This is a genomic window from Pseudomonas cremoris, assembly GCF_014230465.1.
Genome location: NZ_JAAXCY010000015.1, coordinates 45895 through 66421, shown reverse-complemented (window position 1 = coordinate 66421; position 20527 = coordinate 45895). Strand labels below are relative to the sequence as shown.

Sequence of the window (20527 nt, the reverse complement as noted above, 5' to 3'; positions counted from 1 at the left end):
TCGAGTGCACCACAGCAGGCTCATTTAGAGGGTGCCCACGTGGACCCAACGCTCTTCCTTCGCGGCGAGACGTATCGCCGTCGCCAATCGTTCCACCGCCCACGCGGCTTCAAAATCAGTGCCATCCGTATCCTGGCCCGCCAGCGCCAAGATCAACTCCTGAACTTCCAGCGTCTTCAGTTCGTTGTACCCCAACTGATGCCCCGCAGCCGGGCTGAACGCTGCGTAGCCTGGCAGGGCCGGGCCCGCCAGCAAACGCTGGAACCCTTCCTGGCCGACTCGGCACAGTTGCAGTTCATTCAAGCGCTCTTGATCGAACGCCAGCGTGCCCTTGGTGCCGCTGATCTCGAAACTCAGGTGGTTCTTGTAGCCGTGCTTGAGCCAACTGCTGCTCACCGTGCCGCGCGCGCCATTGGCAAAACGCAGCAGCGCGTGCACCTGGTCGTCTACGGCGATGCTTTTGCGCTCGGCGCTGCCTTTTACGGCCGGGCGCTGGGCATGCACGGTCTGGGTGTCGGCGCACACGCTGGCCACTTCCCCCACCAGATATCGCGCCATCGACAGCAAGTGACTGCCCAGGTCTGCGAGGGCGCCGCCGGCGTGTTCCACTTCGCAGCGCCATGACCATGGCGAGGCGGGGTCGGCCATGAAATCTTCGCTGAATTCGCCCTGGAAGCTGATGATGTCGCCCAACTCACCCTTGGCGATCATTTGCTTGGCCAGCACGATCATCGGGTTGTGCTGGTAGTTGTAGCCGACCCGCGTCACCACGCCGGCGGCACTGGCGGCGCGGCGCATGGCGTCGGCTTGTTCGAGGCTGACGGCCAGGGGTTTTTCGCAGTACACCGCTTTGCCCGCCGCGATGGCGGCCATGGCCATGGGGTAGTGCAAGTGGTTGGGTGTGGTGATGGCCACGACGTCGACGGCGGGGTCATGGATCAGCGCTTGCCAGTCGCCATGGGCCTGGGCAAAACCCCAATCCCTGGCACAACGCTGGGCGCGTTCGGTGTCGGCGTCGGCCAGGGCGGCCAGCTTGAGGGTGACGGGCAGTTCAAATACCGCACGGGCGTTGTTGAACGCCAAGGCATGGGCGCGGCCCATGAAACCTGTGCCGATCAAGCCGATTCCGAGTTCACGCATAGCCGTGGTCCTTTGCATTATTGTTTTCAGAGGGTCTATTTATGGAATAAAAATTCTCACAATTCAATAGATGGAATAAAAATTCATTTACTGCGAAGCAATCAGCCTGGCGAATACGCCTATATTCAGCGCGTGGCCAAAGGCCTTTAGTTAACAAAAGATAACGTAGCGCTGATTGTCAGACGATTCGAAAGCCCGATAGGATGACCGAAGCTTCCTCCAGGCGCTCTAGATTGCAGGTTTCAGCGCCCAGGAACGCCCCCTAACAATAATAAATGGGAGAAAGGTCTATGAGTGAGCCTGTCATGGGTTGGGTTGTTTGCCGCCCACGCGCCGCACGCAGGGTTGCGTTGCTGGCCACAGCGCTCTCGCTGTTTGGACTTGGGGTAACGGCCGCCGCGTTGCCGACCGCCGTCCAGGCCGCCGGTGATACCGCTTTTGCGATTGAATCCCCCAAGGCCGCCAAAGGCCTGATGATTGACGTGGTCCTCGCGGGCAAACGCCTGGTGGCGGTCGGTGATCGCGGGCATATCCTCTATTCCGACGACCAGGGCAGTACCTGGACCCAAGCCAAAGTGCCTACCCGACAACTGCTCACGGCGGTGTATTTCGTCGACGACAAACAGGGTTGGGCGGTAGGCCATGATGCACAAATCCTCGCAAGTACCGACGGCGGCGCCACCTGGACCCAGCAATACCAGGACCTCAAGCGCGAAGCACCCTTGCTCGACATCTGGTTCAACGATGCTAGCCACGGCCTGGCGGTCGGCGCCTACGGTGCGCTGATTGAAACCACCGACGGCGGCAAGACCTGGGCAGACGTCAGTGATCGTCTCGACAACGAAGACCAGTACCACCTCAACGCCATCGCCCATATCAAGGATGCCGGCCTGTTTATCGTCGGCGAGCAGGGCAGCATGTTCCGCTCCAGCGACGACGGCCAGACGTGGGAAAAACTCGAAGGCCCCTACGAGGGCTCGCTGTTTGGCGTGATCAGTACTGCGCAACCGCAGACTCTTCTGGCCTATGGCTTGCGCGGCAACCTGTACCGCTCCACCGATTTTGGCAGCACCTGGGAGCAGGTCGAATTGAACGCCGCGCGGGGAGCGCTGGAGTTCGGTTTGTCAGGCGCCACCTTGCTCGATGACGGTGCCATCGTCGTGGTGGGCAACGGCGGCAGCGTAGTGGTCAGCCATGACGACGGGGTGACGTTCAGCGTGTTCAATCGGCCGGATCGTATTTCGCTTTCTTCCGTCACGGCGGCAGGCAACGGCAACTTGATTCTGGCCGGGCAGGGTGGTGTTCGCGTGGCGACGCCTGCCGGCGCCGAACCGACAAAACAATAAGAAGGCGGGGAAAGAATGAGCAGTCATCACAACGATAAAGCGACCTTTCTTGAGCGCCTGATCTTCAACAACCGCCCGGCAGTGATCGTGATCTGCCTGCTGGTGAGTATTTTCCTGTTCTGGCAGGCGACGTTGATTCGCCCGTCCACCAGCTTTGAAAAGATGATCCCCCTCAAGCACCCCTTCATCGAAAAGATGATGGAGCACCGCAATGACCTGGCCAACCTGGGCAACACGGTGCGCATCTCCGTGGAAGCCAAGGACGGCGACATCTTTACGAAGGAATACATGGAGACCCTGCGCCAGATCAACGACGAGGTGTTCTACATCTCCGGCGTTGACCGCTCGGGCCTAAAATCGCTGTGGAGTCCCAGCGTACGTTGGACCGAAGTGACCGAAGAAGGCTTCGCTGGCGGTGAAGTCATCCCGCAAAGCTACAACGGCTCGCCGGAAAGCCTCGACCAACTGCGCAACAACGTGCTCAAGTCCGGCCAGGTCGGGCGCCTGGTGTCCAACGACTTCAAATCGAGCATCGTCGATATCCCGCTGCTGGAGTCCTACCCGGACCCGCAGGACCAAGGCAAGCTGCTGGCCCTGGACTACCGCAAGTTCTCCCATGAGCTCGAAGACAAGATCCGCGACAAGTTCGAAGCGCAGAACCCCAACGTCAAGATTCACATCGTCGGTTTCGCCAAAAAGGTCGGCGACCTGATCGATGGCCTGGTCATGGTGGTGATGTTCTTCGGCATCGCGTTCGTCATCACCCTGATCTTGCTGCTGTGGTTCACCAACTGCCTGCGCAGCACCGTCGCGGTGTTGAGCACCACGCTGGTGGCGGTGATCTGGCAACTCGGCTTGATGCACTTTTTCGGCTTCGGCCTCGATCCGTATTCGATGCTGGTGCCGTTCCTGATTTTCGCCATCGGTATTTCCCACGGCGTGCAGAAGATCAACGGCATCGCCCTGCAATCCAGCGAGGCTGACAATGCGCTGACAGCGGCGCGGCGTACGTTCCGACAACTGTTCTTGCCGGGGATGATCGCGATCCTCGCCGATGCTGTGGGTTTCATCACACTGCTGATCATCGACATCGGTGTTATCCGCGAGTTGGCCATTGGCGCGTCCATCGGTGTGGCGGTGATTGTGTTCACCAACCTGATCCTGCTGCCGGTGGCGATCTCCTACGTGGGTATCAGCAAGCGCGCCATCGCCAAGAGCAAGAAGGACGCCAATCGCGAACACTCGTTCTGGCGCTTGCTGTCGAACTTTGCCAGCCCGAAAGTCGCACCGATCTCCATCGCGCTGGCGCTGGTGGCCTTTGGCGGCGGCCTCTGGTACAGCCAGAACCTCAAGATCGGCGACTTGGACCAGGGCGCGCCGGAACTGCGCCCGGATTCGCGCTACAACAAAGACAACAACTTCATCATCAGCAACTACTCCACCAGCTCCGATGTGCTGGTGGTGATGGTCAAGACCAAGGCCGAAGGGTGCTCGCGCTACGAGGCCATGGCACCGATCGACCAGTTGATGTGGAAGATGCAGAACACCGAGGGCGTGCAGTCGGCGATCTCGCTGGTGACCGTGTCCAAGCAGATGATCAAGGGCATGAACGAGGGCAACCTGAAATGGGAAACCCTGTCGCGTAACCCGGACGTGCTGAACAACTCCATTGCCCGCGCCGATGGCCTGTACAACAACAATTGCTCGCTGGCGCCGGTGCTGGTGTTCCTCAATGACCACAAGGCCGAAACCCTCGATCGTGCGGTGCATGCGGTGCAGGACTTCGCCAAGGAGAACAACAAGGACGGCCTGGAATTCATCCTTGCCGCCGGTAACGCCGGGATCGAAGCGGCCACCAACGAGGTGATCAAGGAATCCGAACTGACCATCCTGATCCTGGTGTACCTGTGCGTGGCCACCATGTGCATGATCACTTTCCGCTCCTGGGCGGCGACCCTGTGCATCGTGCTGCCGCTGGTGCTGACCTCGGTGCTGGGTAACGCGCTGATGGCGTTCATGGGCATCGGCGTGAAGGTCGCGACCCTGCCGGTGGTGGCGTTGGGTGTGGGGATCGGCGTGGACTACGGCATCTACATCTACAGCCGCCTGGAAAGCTTCCTGCGCGCCGGCCTGCCGTTGCAAGAGGCGTACTACCAGACGCTCAAGTCCACTGGTAAAGCCGTGCTGTTCACCGGCTTGTGCCTGGCGATTGGCGTGTGCACCTGGATTTTCTCGGCCATCAAGTTCCAGGCCGACATGGGCCTGATGCTCACCTTCATGCTGCTGTGGAACATGTTCGGCGCGCTGTGGCTGTTGCCGGCGCTGGCGCGGTTCCTGATCAAGCCGGAGAAGTTGGCTGGGCAGAAGGGCAATTCACTCTTCGCGCATTGATCGATTTAGACCATTGCCGCAAGGCACGGCGGGGGAATTGACCTATCATGTGTCTTTTCCCCCGCAGTGACTTCACATCATGACCGACGCATCACCAGACCTGAGTAATGCCCTCAAAGACAGCGACATGCTGATCATCAACGGGCTGCACGCCTTCGACTTCACTTTCGACCAGCACCTGCTGATTGAAAGCATGGATGGCCGGGAACTCAAGCGCTGGAAGTTCAGTCCAGAACAACTGAATGCCGCCACCTTTGACGACAGCTTGCAAAGCTGGCTTTTGAGCAACGAAGACGGTGAGCACCGACTAGTCTGTTTGAGCGCGATCAAGGGCGACAACAACAACGACGAGGACGAAGCGGATGATGATGCGTAAATTCTGGCCCCTGCTGATGGCTGGCAGTGTCGGCGCCATGTCGGTACAGGCCGCCCCGGCCGATACCTATGAACTGTTGGTAGGCAGCTACACCGCCGGCACCAGCGAAGGTATCTACCGCCTGCAGTTCGACAGCCGTACCGGTAAATTCCACGGCCAGCCGGTGCTGGCGGCCAAGGCGGCCAACCCATCCTGGTTGACGCTCTCCAAGGACCAGAAGCACCTGTTTGTGGTCAATGAGAATGGCCCTGGCCAGAAAGACCCGGTCGGCCGCGTGAGCAGCTACAGCGTCGACCCGCAGAATCACCAGCTCACGTTGATCAACCAGGTGCAGAGCCTGGGCAACGAACCGACTCATTCCAGCCTGGCCGCTGACGGGCGTTACCTGTTCGTCGCCAACTATTCGGTACTGGAAGACCCGGGCGGCAGCCTGGCGGTGTTGCCGCTGGATGCCAATGGCAAGCTGTCGCCACCGGTGCAGTTGAGCGCTCACCCTGCCAGCCGTGTGAACCCCGAGCGTCAGGCGTCCAACCACGTGCATTCGGTGGTGTCGTCGCCGGATGGCAAGTACGTGTTTGTGCAGGACCTTGGGGCGGACAAGGTGTTTGCCTACCACTACGACCCCAAGGCCAACCACGAGCTGCCGCTGACCCCAGCCAACCCGGCTTCGGTGCAACTGCCCCCAGGCAGTGGCCCACGGCACCTGCTGTTCAGCGCGGATGGCAAGCACGCGTGGCTGACCACCGAGATGAGTGCCCAGGTGGCGGTGTTTGACTACAACGACGGCACGCTCAGCCAGACCCAACTGGTGGACTTCGCCGCTGGCCAACCGGTCTCCGACAAGGCCGGCGCGGCGCTGCATGCGTCCAGCGACGGCAAGTTCCTGTACGTGAGCAACCGTGGCACGGCCAACCAGATGCTGGTGTTCAGCATCGACCCGGCCACCGCGCACCTCAAGGAGCTGCAGCGCCGCTCCGTCGAAGGCGACCACCCGCGCGAGTTCAGCCTGGACCCGAGCGGCAAGTTTTTGCTGATCGCCAACCAGAAAAGCAACGAAATCGTGGTAGTCGAACGTGACCCCAAGACCGGCTTGCTAGGCAAAACCGTGCAAAAATTGGCCATTGATGCCCCCAGCGACCTCAAGTTCCTGGTGCGTCAATAAGCCACAGGCCCCGCACTGCGGGGCCTGACCCTTTCTATTAATTCCATTAATAGCGGCTACTGTTTCAAAGCATTTCTAAGGTTCAGCCCTCGGGCGTAAGTTTGGTTCCAAGGCCTTCCCCGGCCACCCAACCAAACGAACACAAGGGTTACCGACATGAATCTGAACCTCTTCTCCATCATCGCCGCTTCCGCTGTCTCCGCCACTGTAGCCCTGCCTGCCGCCGCCAGCGTGGAAGTCACCGGCAAAAAATCCAACACCAGCGCCTACACCCAGAAATACCTGCAACAGAGCGCCAATTTCTATGCCGCTCTGGATCACAAGATTCAACACTGATCCTGCGAACACTGAGATCCAAATGTGGGAGCGGGCTTGCTCGCGAATGCGGTGTATCAGCCAAAGAAGTTTCGACTGACCCACCGCATTAGCGAGCAAGCCCGCTCCCACATTCTGAATGGTGTTGGATTTAGGGTTTTGCCATTACTGCGATAAACAGCGGTGATTCCAGGAAGCGCTCAAGCCAGACCTGCAACCGTTTATACGATGTACCGGCAAACCACACTCGATCCACATGGGCAAACTGGCGCACAAACGGCGCTAGTGCAGCATCCGCCAGGGTCAGGTGGTTTGCCAGCAGGTAATCCCGCTCGGCCAACAACCCCTCCAGCTTCTGCAAGAACACCTCGCCCTCGGCCCGATAGTGTTCCATCGGTTGCTCTGGGTAACGCTCGGCGTACTTGTATCGATTCAAGTGATGTTTGAAGCCCTGATCGTTTTCTGCAATCAACGCCAAGACCGCTGAGTCACCGTGCAGTAACCAATCCTGCGGATCGTTCTGCGCCAAGGCCCATTGCATGATCTCCAGGCTTTCTTCAATCACTCGCCCGTCAACGCTCAACACCGGCACCGTGCCTTTGGGCGACAGCGCCAGCATCTCGGCCGGCTTGGCCTTGAGGCTCACCTCGACGATGCGCACCGGCACACCTGAGTAGCGCAACGCCAACCGCGCCCGCATCGCGTACGGGCAGCGTCGGAACGAATACAGCAGCGCTTCGCTCACTTGACCTCCAACGTGCTCAAGCCATTACCCTGGCGCTTGACCTGGATTTGCACAGGAATGCGTTCATGCATTTCCTGCACGTGGGAAATCACCGCCACCTTGCGGCCCTGGGCCTGCAAACCGTCCAGGGCGTCCATGGCCAATTGCAGCGATTCGGGGTCGAGGCTGCCGAAGCCTTCGTCGATAAACAGCGACTCGATCTTCAAGGTGCTGGACGCCATCGACGCGAGGCCCAAGGCCAGCGCCAGCGACACCAGGAACGTCTCGCCGCCGGACAACGAATGCACCGAGCGCAGTTCGTCGCCCATCTCGGTGTCCATCACCAACAGGCCAAGCATGCTGCCGCCACGCTTGAGGCGGTAGCGACGCACCAGTTGGCGCAGTTGCACGTTGGCGTGGTGCACCAACAGGTCGAGGTTGTAGGCCTGGGCGATCTTGCGGAATTTGTCACCGCTGGCCGAGCCGATCAGCGCTTCAAGGCGTGCCCAGCGCTGCCATTCTTCATAGGCTTTGGCGGTGGTCAGTGCCAGGGAATGGTTGGCTTCCTGGCGCCGTTGGTCTTCGGACTGACGTGCGCGCAACTCGGCAACCTGTTTCTCGCCCTCGGCCAGTTGCTGGTTGAGCGCGGCCAGGGTGCTGTCCAGCTCCGCTGCTTCAAGGTTGCCGTTATGTAGCGTTTGGTGTTCGGCAAGACGTTGCTCACGCTCTTGCAGCAGCACCCTGGCTTGTTCGACGGCTTTCTCGCCGTGTTGCAACTGCTGACGCAGCGCGCTGACCTGCGCGTCATCGAAGGTCAGCAAGCGGGTAAGGCCGACGTCGTCCAACTCCGGGTGCAGGGCGCGCCACTCGCTGATGCGGGTGTCGAGGTGCTGTTGCTCGACGAGTAGCGCGTGTTGGCGTTCCTGCTGGGCCTTGAGGTCAGCCGCCAACTGGATAAGCGAATTACGCGTGTCCTGCAACTGCTGGTTGGCATCGGTCTCGCTTTGGCGGGACTGGGTCACGGCCTGGTCCAACTGTTGCTGCCAGTGTTCGGCGCTGGTGTGCGTGCCGAGCAGTTCGCCGAGTTTCTCCTGGGCGGCCTGTTGCTGCGCCGCCAACTCGGTGACTTGTACAAGCAACGCATCCCGTTGCTGCTGGCGATGTTGCTGGTGAGTCTGTTCTTTCTCGATGGCTTGCTGGCGATCTTGCTGCTCGGCCAGCTCATCGCGCTGATGGCCCAAGTGCTCAAGGCGTTGGCTGACCTGCTGGTCCAATTGCATGAAGGTCGCCGCAGGTTCGTTGCGCAGGCCGTCCAAGGTTTCGGCGGGTAACAGGTTGGCGGAAGCGTTGAGTTCTTCGTCCAGGCGTTCGCGGTCGTTGGACAACTCGCGTTGCTGGTCCACCAGCAATTGCCGGGCCTGCTGGCTGGCATCCTGCGCGGCTTGCAGTTGTTGCTGCAGGCGTCCGGCGTTTTGTTGCAGGTTGAGCAGGGCGCCTTGGCGTTGTTCATCCTGGGTGATGCTTTGCGTGAGTTGGCCGAGTTGTTGGGTCAGCCAGTCGCTGCGTTTGGCTGCTTCCTGGTTGAACAACGAGGCTGACAACGGGTGCGCGTCCAGGCTCGGGGCCAGCGCTTGCTGCTGCGTTGCCAATTGCTCCTGCTGTTGCAGGAACTCCTTTTGCTGGGCGATCAAACCGCCGACTTCGCCACGCAGTTCGTTAAGTTTTTCCTTGAGGGTGTCGACCGCTTTCTGCGCCGCAGCCTCTTCGTTGTCGTCATGGCGACCCAGGCTTTGCAGCAGGGCTTCGGGCTGGTGATACGGATGCTCATGGCTACCGCACACGGGGCACGGCTGGTCGTCCTGCAACTGTTCGCGCAGCTCTTCGACGCTGGCACTGCGGGCCAGGCGTTGGCGTTCCAGCAGTTGCTTGGTTACCGTCAGCGTCTGTTCGGCAACGGTCAGTTCAGCCTTGGTTTGCAAGCCGGTCTGGTTCAGTTGTTCACGCTGCTGTCGGGCATCGGCGAGCTTTTGCGCCAGTGCTGTCGCGCGCTGATCGAGTTGCTGCTGGTTGTCCCACAGGCGCGTCAGGTCTTCGAAGGCGCGCTGCTGCTTGCGATTGTCTTGCAGCAGGCTGGCAAGCAGCTGGATCTGCTCGGCCACGGCGTGGGGTTCGGCACCGGCTTCCTGGTACAGCAGGTCCAAAGCTTCGCGCTGTTGGGTGAAGCGTTCTGCGGCAGTGGTGGCGCGTTGTTCCAGCTGCGGCAATTCGGCTTGGCCCTTGTTCAGGCGGTTGCCGATCAGCATCAGTTGTTGCAGGCGCTCGCGGTAAACGGTCCAGGCATCGCTCAGCGGGGCGAGGGCGGCGCTGCGCTCCAGGCCTGTGGCCAGGCGTTGCAGGCGTTCGGCAACTTGGGTTTGTTTGTCCAGCAAACCATTGAGCAGGGCTTGGCCTTCGGTGCAGGCGCTTTCGTGTTGCAGCTGGTCTTCGACGCGCTTGGCCAGGTCCTTGGTCAAGTGGGCGAGGGTGCTTTGCTCTTCGAACGCCTGGCGCAGCAAGGGCAGCGCGTCACTCTGGTTTTTCAAGGCGTCGACGAGGGCCGTGTGTGCCGTTGCCTGCTGTTGGTGCGCCTGCTCCTGGCGGATGTTCAGTTCGGCCTGTTGTTCGATGTGCTGCTGAATCTGGGCGGCCAAAGGCGCGAGCAGATTGGCCAGGTCAGCCTGACGGGCGAAGTGATGACGCTGCGGCGCCAGTTGATCCAGGCGGCTCAGGTCCTGACGCAGCGGGCCCTGGCTGTCCCAATCGGCCTGCGCGCGCTGTAGCTGCTCGGTGGCGCTGAGCTGGCGCTCCTGCCATTCGCGCAGTTCCTTGAGCCAGGTGTGCTGCAACTCCAGCTGCTTGAGCTGGGCCTGTTGGGTCTTGAGTTGCTGTTGGGCCTCAGTGAACTGCTGATCCAGTTCGGCGCGGGCCTCAGGTGCCAGGGGGACTACGCCGGTGGCCTGGTCTTGCAGCTGTTTGTGGGCGTCCTTGGCCTCTTTGGCCTTGTCGAACGCGCGACGGCCGAGCTGGGTATAGAGCGCGGTGTCGGTGAGTTTTTCCAGCAGTTCGCTGCGTTCGTTGTCATTGGCCTTGAGGAATGCGCTGAACTCGCTCTGCGCCAGCAACACCGCACGGGTGAATTGCTCGAAGTTCAGGCCCAGGGCCAGTTCCAGCTGGGTTTTGTATTCGGTTTTCTGGCTGGCCAGCAGTTGATCGCTGTCCAGGTCGATCAGACTCTGGCGGCTGTTTTGCAACTTGCCACTGGCCTTGTCACGGGCGCGATTGGCTTCCCAGCGTGCGCGATAACGACGGCCGCTGACGCCGACAAAATCCACTTCGGCATAACCGCCGCCGGTGCCACGCCTCAGCAATGTACGTGGGTCACCAATGGAAATGTCACTGTCGGCATCCGGCATCTTGGCCTGGCCGGTATCGCCCAGGCGCGGCACCGCACCAAACAGCGCCAGGCACAAGGCGTCGAGCAGGGTACTTTTGCCGGCGCCGGTTGGCCCGGTGATGGCGAACAAACCGGCGCTGGCCAGGGGCTCGGCGGTGAAGTCGATTTCGAACGGGCCCGCGAGGGAGGCGAGGTTTTTCAGGCGGATGGCGAGGATCTTCATGGTTGTTCATCCCCCTGTTGCACTTCCTGGAGCAGCACGGCGAAGTCCTTCAAGGTCTGTTCATCCACTTCACTGCCATAGCTGTCCTGCCAGGCGCGGCTGAACAGTTCCTGGGGGGTGAGTTGGTCGAGTTCGATCAGGCGCTCGTCGCCTTCGTCTTCACGGTTGCCGGTACCCGCGTATTCAGCGGCGATGCGCACCAGGCGAACGGCCTTGCCTTGCAGGGCGGTTTCGATTTGCTGGCGCAGGTCGGGCTGGGGCTCGTCGAGGCGCACGCGGACTTCCAGCCACGGGTGGCGCTGGGTTTCGGCGAGCAGGTCGATGTCCGGCAGCTCGGCCAAGGTGCTGAGGATATCGGCCAAGGGCGCGGCTTCCAGGCGTTGAAGATCGACCGAGCGCGGAATCAGTAGCGGTTCGACACTCACCAGGCATTGGCCCTGGAATGTCACGTCGAGCACCTGGTGCTTGTAGTTGATTTCGGAAAATGACAGTGGAATCGGCGAGCCGCTGTAGCGAATGCGTTCTTCTGCGTTCACCTTTTGCGGCTTGTGCAAATGGCCGAGGGCGACATAGGCGACGCTTCGGTCGAACAAGCTGGCGGGAAGCGCCTCGGCATTGCCAATGATCAGGCTGCGCTCGGAGTCTTCCGACACCGAACCCCCGGCCATATGCGCATGGCTAATGGCAATCAGCGCCTGGCCTTTCTTGCGCTTGGCGTTGGCGGCAGCGATCAGCTGTTCATGCACCTGGCCGATGCCGCGCAGGTAATCGTCGCCCAATTGCGTGCCGGTGACTTCCGCCGGGCGCAGGAACGGCAGCGCCAGGCACCAGCCGGCAACCTTGCCTTTGGCATCCGGCAGTGGGATGAGCAGGCGCTCGGCATCCAACTGGCCGTCGTCCAGCCACAACACCCGACCGAGGGCATGGGTGCGCAAACGGCGCATCAACGGTGCCGGCAACTCGATGCGCGAGCCGGAATCGTGGTTGCCGGCGATCATCACGATGGTCAGCGTCGGGTTTTGCTCGTGGGCGCTGATGATGAAGTCATACAGCCGCTCCTGGGCCTTGAGTGGCGGGTTGACCGTGTCGAAGATATCGCCGGCGATCAGCAACACATCCGGGGCGTGCGCCTTTAATTGGCCCAGCAGCCAGTCGAGAAAACAGGCGTGTTCGTAATCGCGTTCCTGGCCATGCAGGTTTTGCCCAAGGTGCCAGTCGGAGGTGTGAAACAGACGCAAGGCGAACTCCGTGGAGAATAGGAAAAGGAGGGGAGTTTACCTGTAAAAGCACACGCGGTGCCTGTTGCGGGGCACAGAACAAATGTGGGGGCAGGCTTGCCCTAATGCCCGTCAGTTAAGCGCAACATGGCTCTGTAGTGAGCGGGCTTGTCCCGCGCTGGGCCGCGAAGCGGCCCCAAAACCGGACGACTGGGCTCTGTCTGGAAGAGCGCGTCGGCCTAATTAGGGCCGCTTCGCAGCCCAGCGCGGGACAAGCCCGCTCACTACAAGAATGAGGCCGCCCTTCGTTTCCTTAACTGACTGGCATTAGGGCAAGCCTGCTCCTATAGGGTCGGGGTTACTTGGGATACAGCGGCGGCAAGCTGGTGGTGTCAGTGGCCGGGTCCAGCTCACGTTCCGCCATCGGGATGGACTTGACCGCACGCCACAGGTCTTCGCCCAGCCAGTATTGGCCGCTTTCGCTGTAGAGCGCGCCGTTCAGCCCATCCAGCGCATCGGACAAGGGGATATACCGCGCCGCCATGTCCGCCAGGGTTTCCGGCTGTTGCCGCGCCCAGGCGTCGAGGGCCTGGCGGGTGGCTTGGGGGTCGTTGGCTTGGGTGGCGCGCTTGAGGTCGTCGAGTAGCGTGCGTGGGCTGGGGCCGGTTTGCGCAGCGCGCAGCACGGCCGGTTGCCAACGCGCACGCCACCATAGGCCAAAGCCCAGCAGCGTGGTGCAGGCAAGAATCAGGGTGCTCAGTTGCCACAACCACAGGTGGCTGTCGTCGGGCGCGGTGATCACGGTGGGGGTGGCGGGGGTGTCCACCACCAGGCTCGGGTTGGTTGCCACTTGCAGGGTGCGGGCCGGCAGGCTGGTGCGTTCCAGGTGGTCCTCATGGGTGTTCCACCACACCACTTCCACGGCGGGCATTTCAAGTGTGCCGGCGCGGTTGGGCACCAGGGCTTCGCGGTCCTCGCGGCTGCCGATCAGGCCGCGGTCGTTGGTCTGGTTGCCCAGCACCGGTTGGTCGGGATAGCGGCGCAGGCCAGGAATGTCGGTGCTGGGCAGGGCAGGTAATTGGGCGCTGGACAGGCCTTCGGCCTTGACCGTCAGGCTGCGGGTCAGGGAGTCGCCGACCTGCACGTGATCAGGTTCCGGGTTCCAGGTTTCGCTCAGGGTGAGGCTGCGTGCCGGCAACCACGGGGTGTCGGCGGGATACAGTTCGGGTTTGGGCTTGACCGTCAGTGCAAGCTCCGCCGAGCTCACGTGGATCAGCTTGCCGGGCTTGGTGCCTTGCAGGGTATTTTCCTGGGGCGGCCGCGCTTCCACCAAGGTCGCACTGAACGTCTGCGCGGGAATGACCAGGCTGCCGCTGTGCTGCGGATAGATCGCGTAGCGGGTTTCGATCACGCCGTGGCGAATGCTGTTGATGACTTTCTCGTAGGTGCGCGACTCACCCAACTGCTCGACCCGCGCATCGGGAATCTGCAACGGCGTCAGGCTGCTGTCGTCATACAGCGACACCGAGTGATACACCCGCACCGTCAACAGCGCCTGGGCCTGCACATACACAGTGGGCTGGTCGATGTTGGCCTCGACAAACACCGGCGCCAGCTCGGCGCTGGTGTTCTGGCTGGCGGTTTCAACCACTTGCAGGCTGATGGGCTGGGTCTTGTATTCCCCGACCTGCAACGGCGGGATCACCACGGTGCCGTTTTCCTTGGGCAGCAGGGTGATGATCCAGCGCGTGGTGGCGTGATTGTCGCCGCCCAGGGTGGTGAGCTGATTGAGCTGGCGCGTGCCGCTGACTTCGAATTGCGCATCCAGCGGTGACAGGTCCGGTTTGCCGAACAGCGTCACGTCGTTGGATTCCACCGTCAGCTCTACCGTTTCCCCGGAGTTGACGCGGCTGCGATCAACGCTGGCGACCAGGTTCGCCGCCTGGGCGTGGCCTGCCGATAACGCGAGCAGAAGCAGTAGGGTGGTGCGGCGGCTCATCGAGTCTTGTCCTGATGTTGTTGCTGTTCGTACCAGAATTTGCGGCGCAGCAATTCACCGGGGTTGTCCGGGATTTCTTGCAGCCATTGTTCCAAGGCCTGGCGGTGTTCGCCGTCGAGGCTGGCATCGTTTGGGCGCAGCGGCGGGGTGGTGGTTTGCTCATCCCCCAGCTCGCTGCCCGGTACGTCATTGTTGCCGGCTGGCGAGGTGGCGCCGGTCTGCGTATCGCCGGTGCCGGCCTGACCCTGGCCTTGGGAGGACTGATCACCACCGCTGGCGTTTTGCCCGCTGGTGCCCGGTTGCGCAGTTTGGCCGGGTTGGGTGGTTTCGTCATCCTCGTTTTTTGCAGGCTTGTCCGGCTCGGTCTTCGCCTGCTCTTGCTCCTGAATCAGGGTTTCCAGCAGGGCTTTGTTTTTCAAGGCTGGCTGTAAGTCAGGCTGGGCTTCCAAAGCCTGTTCGTACGCATCGATCGCGGCCTCCAACTCGCCTGACTTGGCCAGGGCATTCCCTCGATTGTAGTGGGCGTAGGCGTCATCGCCCTCGGCAAAACGCTTGATGGCCTCGGCATAGTTGCCCGCTTCGTATAGCGCCACACCCTGCCATTGCGGGTCCTGAAAGTGTTCGGCGGCTTCAGCAGGGCGTTTTTTCTTCAACAGGTACTGACCTTGTTGGTCGGGACGCAGCCACAAGTCCTGGAAATCGAAGGCGTAGCTGGGCTGCGGTGCGCCCAGTAGCAATAACGGCAAGCAGAACAGCCAGCCACGGCGCCCGGCGCAGGCGGCGAGCAACAGCAGCGGCAACAGCAGCCAGTAGCCTTGGTCGGCCCAGGTGTCCAAATGCAGCAGTTGACCGTCATTGCGCATGGATTGAGGCGGGTCCAGCACGCCGAGTTGGCGCAGGTCCTTGTCATCCAGGCGTGCCGCGCGGTAACGCCCGCCCATTTCGCTGGCGAAGGCCTTGAGGGTCGGGCTGTCCAGGCGTGGTACCAGAATCGCGCCTTGCTCGTCCTTGAGGAACTCGCCGCTTTCCTGGGTCACCGGCGTGCCTTCACGGCTGCCAATACCCAGGATCGACAAGGCCGGCGACTGTGCCCCTTGCAGCAGCAGGCGGATACCCTGGCGCTCCTGCTTGGACAGCGACGAGCCAACCAGCAGCAGGCGGCCTTGGCCCAGGCCACCTTGCTTGAGCAAGCCCAGGGCTTTCTCCACTGCCAAATCGGCACGATGCCCGGGCTCAGGCATGATTGATGGGCGCAGCGCTTCCAGCAGGTTGCGGCTGGTCGACAGGTCATCCGACAGCGGCACCAAGGTGTGGGCGCTGCCGGCATACACGACGATGGCGGTTTGCGCGTCGCTGCGTGCTTGCAGCAAGTCATACAGCTTGCGCCGCGCTTGTTCCAGGCGGTTGGGCGGGCTGTCGGTGGCGAGCATTTCCGGGGTCAGTTCCAGCAACACCACCAAAGGGTCGGAGGGTTTCTGGCTAGTTTGTTCTACCCGCTGCCAGCTCGGGCCGAGCAATGCCAGCACGGCCAGCAACCAGGCGATCCCGAGTACCACCCAGGGCGATTTGCTTTCGCGGCCATTGCCACCACTGAGCAACACGGCGTGGAAGGCCGGCGGCAGGATCATCTGCCAACGCCCGGCGCGCTTTTGCCGATGCCACAAGTGCCACAGCAGCCAGCAGAGCAGCGGCAGCAGCAATAACCACCAGGGACGGAACCAGTGCGGCCACAGGTCGATCATCGACGCCTCCGCAATCGCAGGCGTTTAAGGCGTTGGCGCCATTCCGGGTGTTGTTGCAGGAAAATCCCCTTGCTCGACAGTTTGTTAAAAAAGCGCTGCAACGCGTTGTTCGGCCAGCGTTCCTGGATCACCAGCAGCATGCTGAGCACCAACGCCAGGGCCAGCGGCGCGCTGTACAGCGCCTGGGCCGGGCGTGCGCGGGTCGGTTGTTGCTCGACCGGCTCAAGTTTGTCGAGGGTTTCCTTGATGGTTTGCAGTTCTTCGCCGTCGCGGGCGCGGAAGTACTGGCCGCCGGTGGCCTCGGCAATCGCCTTGAGCGCCGGCTCATCCAGGTCCAGGCTCGGATTGACACCCAGAATGCCTAAAGAACCGGTTTGTTCCGGGTCGGCACCGATGCCGATGGGGTAGATCTTCACGCCTTCTTCGGCGGCCAGGCGCGCAGCGGTCAACGGGTCGATCTGCCCGGCGTTGTTGGCGCCGTCGGTGACCAGGATAAGTACGCGGCTTTGCGCCGGGCGCAGGCGCAGGCGCTTGAGCGCCAGGCCGATGGCGTCGCCGATGGCGGTGTTCTTGCCGGCGATGCCGATGCGTGCCTCGTCCAGCCAAGTGCGCACGGTGCGGCGGTCGAAGGTCAGCGGGGCTTGCAGATAAGCCTGGCTGCCAAACAGGATCAGGCCGACGCGGTCACCTTCACGGTTTTCGAGGAAGTCGCCGAGCAGGTGCTGCACCAGGCTCAGGCGGCTGACATCATCGTCCTGCCAATGCATGTCGGGAAAGTCCATGGAGCCGGACACGTCCACCGCCACCAGCAAGTCGCGGCCACTGGCGGCGATTGGCAGCGGTTCGCCCAGCCATTCCGGGCGTGCGGCGGCGGTCAACAACAATAGCCACAGCACCACGAAGGGCGCTTGCTGGCGCCAGCCCGGCAAATTGACGCGGGCGCGGCGGCGGGCCAGGCCTTCGAGGTCACTGAGGTAACTGACTTTAAGCGCGGGCTCACCGCTGTCGGCCGCCGGCAGCACCCACCGCATCAACCACGGCAAGGGTACCAGGGCGAAGATCCACGGCCAGGCGAACTCAAACATGTTTGCGAATCCAGGTGTCGACAGCTTGGGTCAGGCCGGCGATGGCCTTGTCGTCGAGTTTGCATTCGGGTTTGTAGGCGCCTTCAACCAACACCATCCAGCGCGTGAGGCCGGCGGCGGGGCAGCGGTTGTCGAGAAACGCCAGCCATTTGCGACCGTTGAGGGTGTGGCTTTGGCTGTAGGGGTAGTCGTTACGGCACAGGCGCTTGAGCAGACCGTTGAGCTGCTGCAGCCAGGCGCCGGCGGGTGCACCGTCGTAGGGTTTGGGCATCAGGGCCAGTTCTGCCAGGGCGGCGATGCGCAACGGGTCGAGCGGTTGTTCGGCGCGCGCCACTGGGCGTCGTGCGGGCAAGAAGCGGCGCAACGACCATAACCCCCAACCCAGCAGCGGAATCACCAGCAGCAACAACCACCAACCGGGCGCAGGTGGCCAGAAGCCGATAGCTGGCGGGGCGATCAGCGGTTGCAATTGGTCGAGGCTGCTCATTGCTTTTTAACCGGGCGTTGCGGGTTGAGGTATTCGCGCAGTTGCTCGACCATTTCGCTTTGGGTGCTCAAGGGCATCAACAGAATGCGTAGTTTTTGCGCGAGCAATTCCCAGCGGGCAATACGCGCTTCAGCCTGCGCCTTGTAGGCCTGGCGCAGGTCGTAGTTCAGTGTGTCCAGTTCCAACTGCGCGCCGCGTTCCGCGAAACGCAGCAGGCCGGCGGCGGGCAGGGCATGGTCCAGTGGGTCGGATATCGGCAACAGCAGCAGGTCGCAATGACGCGACAGCAGGCTCAGCTGTTGTTCGGCGCCTTCGGTCAGCGCACGTTCGTCGCAGATTACGATCACCAAGCTACCGGGGCGCAGCACTTCACGGCCACGGCGCAAGGCCATGCCCAATGCGTCGGCTTCGGGGCGGCTCTCGGTGTTCAGGCTCTGGTTGACCCGTACCAGCCGGTTGAGCAGTTGCAGCAGGCTTTGCTTGCTGCGCCGGGGTTTGATTTCGTAGTGCTCGTTATCGCCGAATACCAGGCCGCCGACGCGGTCGTTATGCCCCAGCGCCGCCCAACCGATCAGGCTGGCAGCTTGCGCGGCGAGCACCGACTTGAACATCTGACCCGAGCCAAAAAACAGCCGGCAGCTTTGCTCCACCATGATGAAAATCGGCCGCTCACGTTCTTCATGGAACAGCTTGGTGTGCGGCTCTTGGGTGCGCGCGGTCACGCGCCAGTCGATGGTGCGCACATCGTCGCCGGCCTGATACACGCGGACCTGGTCGAAGTCGACGCCCCGTCCACGCAGCTTGGAGTGGTGCAAGCCGATCAGCGGGCTGCGCTGGCTCGGCGTGGAAAACAAGTGAACTTCGCGCACGCGATGGCGCATCTCGATCAATTCGCTGAGGGTGACGCGGATTCCATCGCTGGCGTTCATGGGGTTCAAGCGACGGCAACGACATCGAGAATGCGCTGCACCACGCGGTCCTGGTCAATGCCAGCAGCTTCGGCCTCGAACGACAGGATGATGCGGTGGCGCAACACGTCAAACAGCACCGCCTGGATGTCTTCCGGGCTCACGAAGTCGCGCCCGGCCAGCCAGGCGTGTGCACGGGCGCAGCGGTCGAGGGCGATGGAGCCGCGTGGGCTGGCGCCGTAGGCGATCCATTCGGCCATCTCCGGGTCGAACTTGGCCGGGGTGCGCGTGGCCATCACCAGTTGCACCAGGTATTCCTCCACCGCGTCGGCCATGTACAGGCCGAGGATTTCCTTGCGGGCGGCGAAGATCGCCTGCTGGCTGACGCGGCGCTCGGGCTTGGTTTCTCCGTTGAGGGCTTCGCCACGCGCCTGTTGCAGGATGCGGCGTTCGACGGCGGCGTCGGGGAAGCCGATTTTCACGTGCATCAGGAAGCGGTCGAGTTGGGCTTCGGGCAGCGGGTAGGTGCCTTCCTGCTCGATGGGGTTTTGCGTGGCCATCACCAAAAACAGCGGCGACAGCTCGTAAGTGCTGCGCCCGACGCTGACCTGGCGCTCGGCCATGGCTTCGAGCAAGGCCGATTGCACCTTGGCCGGCGCGCGGTTGATTTCGTCCGCCAACACCAGGTTGTGGAAGATCGGCCCTTGTTGGAACACAAAACTGCCGGTTTCCGGACGATAGATCTCGGTGCCGGTGATATCGGCGGGCAACAGGTCGGGGGTGAACTGGATTCGATGGAACTGCGCTTCGATGCCTTCGGCCAACTCCTTGATGGCCTTGGTCTTGGCCAGTCCTGGCGCGCCTTCGACGAGCATATGCCCGTCGGCGAGCAGGGCGATCAGCAGGCGATCGATGAGTTTTTCCTGGCCGAGAATCTGCGTAGAAAGAAAGGTTCGCAGCGCAAGCAGCGCTTCACGATGTTCCATCGATGACGGTTCCTGGAGAGGTACGCCCTGGTGTCGAGTAAAAACGCCGGGCTAGGGAGGCTTACTTTAATGCATCGAGGGGGGCGGCGACTAACGGCGTAACGGGTATTTTTGGCAAAACTTGTAGGATTTTTGTGTGGCCACTGCGAATTGGACGGATTGTGTAGTGAGCGGGCTTGCCCCGCGCTGGGTGGCGAAGCCGCCCCTAATCCAGGCGACCGAGACTTATCTGAGCGGGCGCGGTGGTTGGGTTGGGGCGGCTTCGCCACCCAGCGCGGGCGGTGCTACGATTCGACAAGCCCGCTCACTACAACAGCCCGTTAGGCGCAGGAAATCAGATTCGGGTTAAGGTGCCGGTGCCTTTGAGGATGTTTTGCAGGGTTTCTTCGACTTCAGGCAGGTCCGAGGCAGCGGTGGTGTGGGTGATCTCAAGCTGATCCTTGCCGCCTAACGCGTCCGCGTCCCCGGCAGCCAGTTCCACCAGCAGGGTCGTGTCACTCAGGGTGACTTTCAGCCCGTCCAGGGTCGATGGCTCGTAGTCCCAGGTCAGTTCTACTTCCTCTTCATCCGGGTAACGGGTGAGCATGAACATTTCGCCGTTTTTACCGTGGCAGCAGAGCATGGCCATGTTGTCTTCTTCGTCGTCGCACGGGGTGACCATCAGGGCGTCGGTTTTCAGTTGCAGCATGGGGAATCCTGTCTGGGGTAGGGCGTAATGCCGGCAATTGTGCCACTGCGGCGAATTTTGTGCTGCATCCTGTGTCAGACACAGGGCATGACTTGACAGGCTGTATCAGTCATTTCCGGTACTAGCGACGGCTAAAACAGCGGGTTTTTCTCCCGAAAGTAGAGGGTTGCAAGAGTCGCAACTCCAAGCCTGCGTACCGATGACCGAATATGTCGCAGCGTCGCAAGCAGCTGTCTTCCTACACTCGTTAAGCTGCGCAACGGATGTGCATGAGCCGGGCGCCTGACCTGCCCGTCGTACCGTCA

General features: G+C 61.8%; 16 protein-coding genes. 5 read left to right on the top strand and 11 right to left on the bottom strand.

Annotated elements, in window-relative coordinates; translation table 11 throughout:
- Positions 1-24 precede the first annotated feature (24 nt).
- Complete coding sequence (locus HF257_RS29625; protein WP_185705518.1) at positions 25-1140, bottom strand: Gfo/Idh/MocA family protein; 1116 nt, start codon at positions 1138-1140, stop codon at positions 25-27.
- 305 nt (positions 1141-1445) lie between these two features.
- Between HF257_RS29625 and HF257_RS29620 the strand changes: the two genes are divergently transcribed.
- From HF257_RS29620 to HF257_RS29600, 5 genes are all read left to right on the top strand, one after another.
- Complete coding sequence (locus HF257_RS29620; protein WP_185706308.1) at positions 1446-2486, top strand: WD40/YVTN/BNR-like repeat-containing protein; 1041 nt, start codon at positions 1446-1448, stop codon at positions 2484-2486.
- 15 nt (positions 2487-2501) lie between these two features.
- On the top strand, positions 2502-4877 hold the full coding sequence (locus tag HF257_RS29615; RefSeq protein WP_185705519.1) for an efflux RND transporter permease subunit: 2376 nt from the start codon (positions 2502-2504) through the stop codon (positions 4875-4877).
- A gap of 79 nt (positions 4878-4956) precedes the next feature.
- On the top strand, positions 4957-5253 hold the full coding sequence (locus HF257_RS29610; RefSeq protein WP_185705521.1) for a DUF5629 family protein: 297 nt from the start codon (positions 4957-4959) through the stop codon (positions 5251-5253).
- Positions 5240-6415 (top strand): lactonase family protein, encoded by a 1176-nt coding sequence (locus tag HF257_RS29605; protein ID WP_185705523.1) that lies wholly within the window; start codon positions 5240-5242, stop codon positions 6413-6415. The genes HF257_RS29610 and HF257_RS29605 overlap by 14 nt, the downstream gene beginning before the upstream one ends.
- A gap of 156 nt (positions 6416-6571) precedes the next feature.
- Positions 6572-6751: a hypothetical protein gene (locus HF257_RS29600; protein ID WP_185705525.1), complete on the top strand. Its 180-nt coding sequence runs from the start codon at positions 6572-6574 to the stop codon at positions 6749-6751.
- Between the two features lie 130 nt (positions 6752-6881).
- Here HF257_RS29600 and HF257_RS29595 read toward each other — a convergent pair whose 3' ends face one another.
- The 10 genes from HF257_RS29595 to HF257_RS29550 all read right to left on the bottom strand — a co-directional run bounded on the left by HF257_RS29595 (position 6882) and on the right by HF257_RS29550 (position 20222).
- Positions 6882-7475 carry a glutathione S-transferase gene (locus tag HF257_RS29595; RefSeq protein WP_185705527.1) on the bottom strand — a complete coding sequence of 198 codons (594 nt, stop codon included), beginning with the start codon at positions 7473-7475 and terminating at the stop codon, positions 6882-6884.
- Positions 7472-11110 (bottom strand): AAA family ATPase, encoded by a 3639-nt coding sequence (locus HF257_RS29590; RefSeq protein WP_185705529.1) that lies wholly within the window; start codon positions 11108-11110, stop codon positions 7472-7474. The genes HF257_RS29595 and HF257_RS29590 overlap by 4 nt, the downstream gene beginning before the upstream one ends.
- Positions 11107-12348, bottom strand: a complete 1242-nt coding sequence (locus HF257_RS29585; protein ID WP_185705531.1) for an exonuclease SbcCD subunit D C-terminal domain-containing protein — start codon at positions 12346-12348, stop codon at positions 11107-11109. Before HF257_RS29585 ends, HF257_RS29590 begins: the two co-directional genes overlap by 4 nt.
- A gap of 337 nt (positions 12349-12685) precedes the next feature.
- Entirely contained in the window at positions 12686-14326 is a 1641-nt protein-coding gene (locus tag HF257_RS29580; protein WP_185705533.1) for a BatD family protein, read from the bottom strand.
- On the bottom strand, positions 14323-16068 hold the full coding sequence (locus HF257_RS29575; RefSeq protein ID WP_185705535.1) for a tetratricopeptide repeat protein: 1746 nt from the start codon (positions 16066-16068) through the stop codon (positions 14323-14325). The genes HF257_RS29580 and HF257_RS29575 overlap by 4 nt, the downstream gene beginning before the upstream one ends.
- On the bottom strand, positions 16065-17153 hold the full coding sequence (locus HF257_RS29570; protein ID WP_185705537.1) for a vWA domain-containing protein: 1089 nt from the start codon (positions 17151-17153) through the stop codon (positions 16065-16067). The genes HF257_RS29575 and HF257_RS29570 overlap by 4 nt, the downstream gene beginning before the upstream one ends.
- A complete protein-coding gene (locus tag HF257_RS29565) occupies positions 17146-17640 on the bottom strand; it encodes a DUF4381 domain-containing protein (protein ID WP_058424110.1) in 495 nt (164 codons plus the stop codon). The genes HF257_RS29570 and HF257_RS29565 overlap by 8 nt, the downstream gene beginning before the upstream one ends.
- A complete protein-coding gene (locus HF257_RS29560) occupies positions 17637-18569 on the bottom strand; it encodes a DUF58 domain-containing protein (protein ID WP_185705539.1) in 933 nt (310 codons plus the stop codon). Before HF257_RS29560 ends, HF257_RS29565 begins: the two co-directional genes overlap by 4 nt.
- A 5-nt stretch (positions 18570-18574) precedes the next feature.
- On the bottom strand, positions 18575-19534 hold the full coding sequence (locus tag HF257_RS29555; RefSeq protein WP_017739127.1) for an AAA family ATPase: 960 nt from the start codon (positions 19532-19534) through the stop codon (positions 18575-18577).
- A gap of 334 nt (positions 19535-19868) precedes the next feature.
- Positions 19869-20222: a hypothetical protein gene (locus tag HF257_RS29550; protein WP_185705541.1), complete on the bottom strand. Its 354-nt coding sequence runs from the start codon at positions 20220-20222 to the stop codon at positions 19869-19871.
- Between the last annotated feature and the right edge of the window lie 305 nt (positions 20223-20527).

Bases quoted from the DNA above. Each gene is read 5' to 3' on its own strand.
- HF257_RS29620 (WP_185706308.1), top strand. From the start codon at position 1,446: ATGGGTTGGGTTGTTTGCCGCCCACGCGCCGCACGCAGGGTTGCGTTG.
- HF257_RS29565 (WP_058424110.1), bottom strand. From the start codon at position 17,640: ATGAGCAGCCTCGACCAATTGCAACCGCTGATCGCCCCGCCAGCTATC.
- HF257_RS29590 (WP_185705529.1), bottom strand. From the start codon at position 11,110: ATGAAGATCCTCGCCATCCGCCTGAAAAACCTCGCCTCCCTCGCGGGC.
- HF257_RS29610 (WP_185705521.1), top strand. From the start codon at position 4,957: ATGACCGACGCATCACCAGACCTGAGTAATGCCCTCAAAGACAGCGAC.
- HF257_RS29575 (WP_185705535.1), bottom strand. From the start codon at position 16,068: ATGATCGACCTGTGGCCGCACTGGTTCCGTCCCTGGTGGTTATTGCTG.
- HF257_RS29555 (WP_017739127.1), bottom strand. From the start codon at position 19,534: ATGGAACATCGTGAAGCGCTGCTTGCGCTGCGAACCTTTCTTTCTACG.
- HF257_RS29625 (WP_185705518.1), bottom strand. From the start codon at position 1,140: ATGCGTGAACTCGGAATCGGCTTGATCGGCACAGGTTTCATGGGCCGC.
- HF257_RS29605 (WP_185705523.1), top strand. From the start codon at position 5,240: ATGATGATGCGTAAATTCTGGCCCCTGCTGATGGCTGGCAGTGTCGGC.
- HF257_RS29560 (WP_185705539.1), bottom strand. From the start codon at position 18,569: ATGAACGCCAGCGATGGAATCCGCGTCACCCTCAGCGAATTGATCGAG.
- HF257_RS29550 (WP_185705541.1), bottom strand. From the start codon at position 20,222: ATGCTGCAACTGAAAACCGACGCCCTGATGGTCACCCCGTGCGACGAC.
- HF257_RS29600 (WP_185705525.1), top strand. From the start codon at position 6,572: ATGAATCTGAACCTCTTCTCCATCATCGCCGCTTCCGCTGTCTCCGCC.
- HF257_RS29570 (WP_185705537.1), bottom strand. From the start codon at position 17,153: ATGTTTGAGTTCGCCTGGCCGTGGATCTTCGCCCTGGTACCCTTGCCG.
- HF257_RS29580 (WP_185705533.1), bottom strand. From the start codon at position 14,326: ATGAGCCGCCGCACCACCCTACTGCTTCTGCTCGCGTTATCGGCAGGC.
- HF257_RS29615 (WP_185705519.1), top strand. From the start codon at position 2,502: ATGAGCAGTCATCACAACGATAAAGCGACCTTTCTTGAGCGCCTGATC.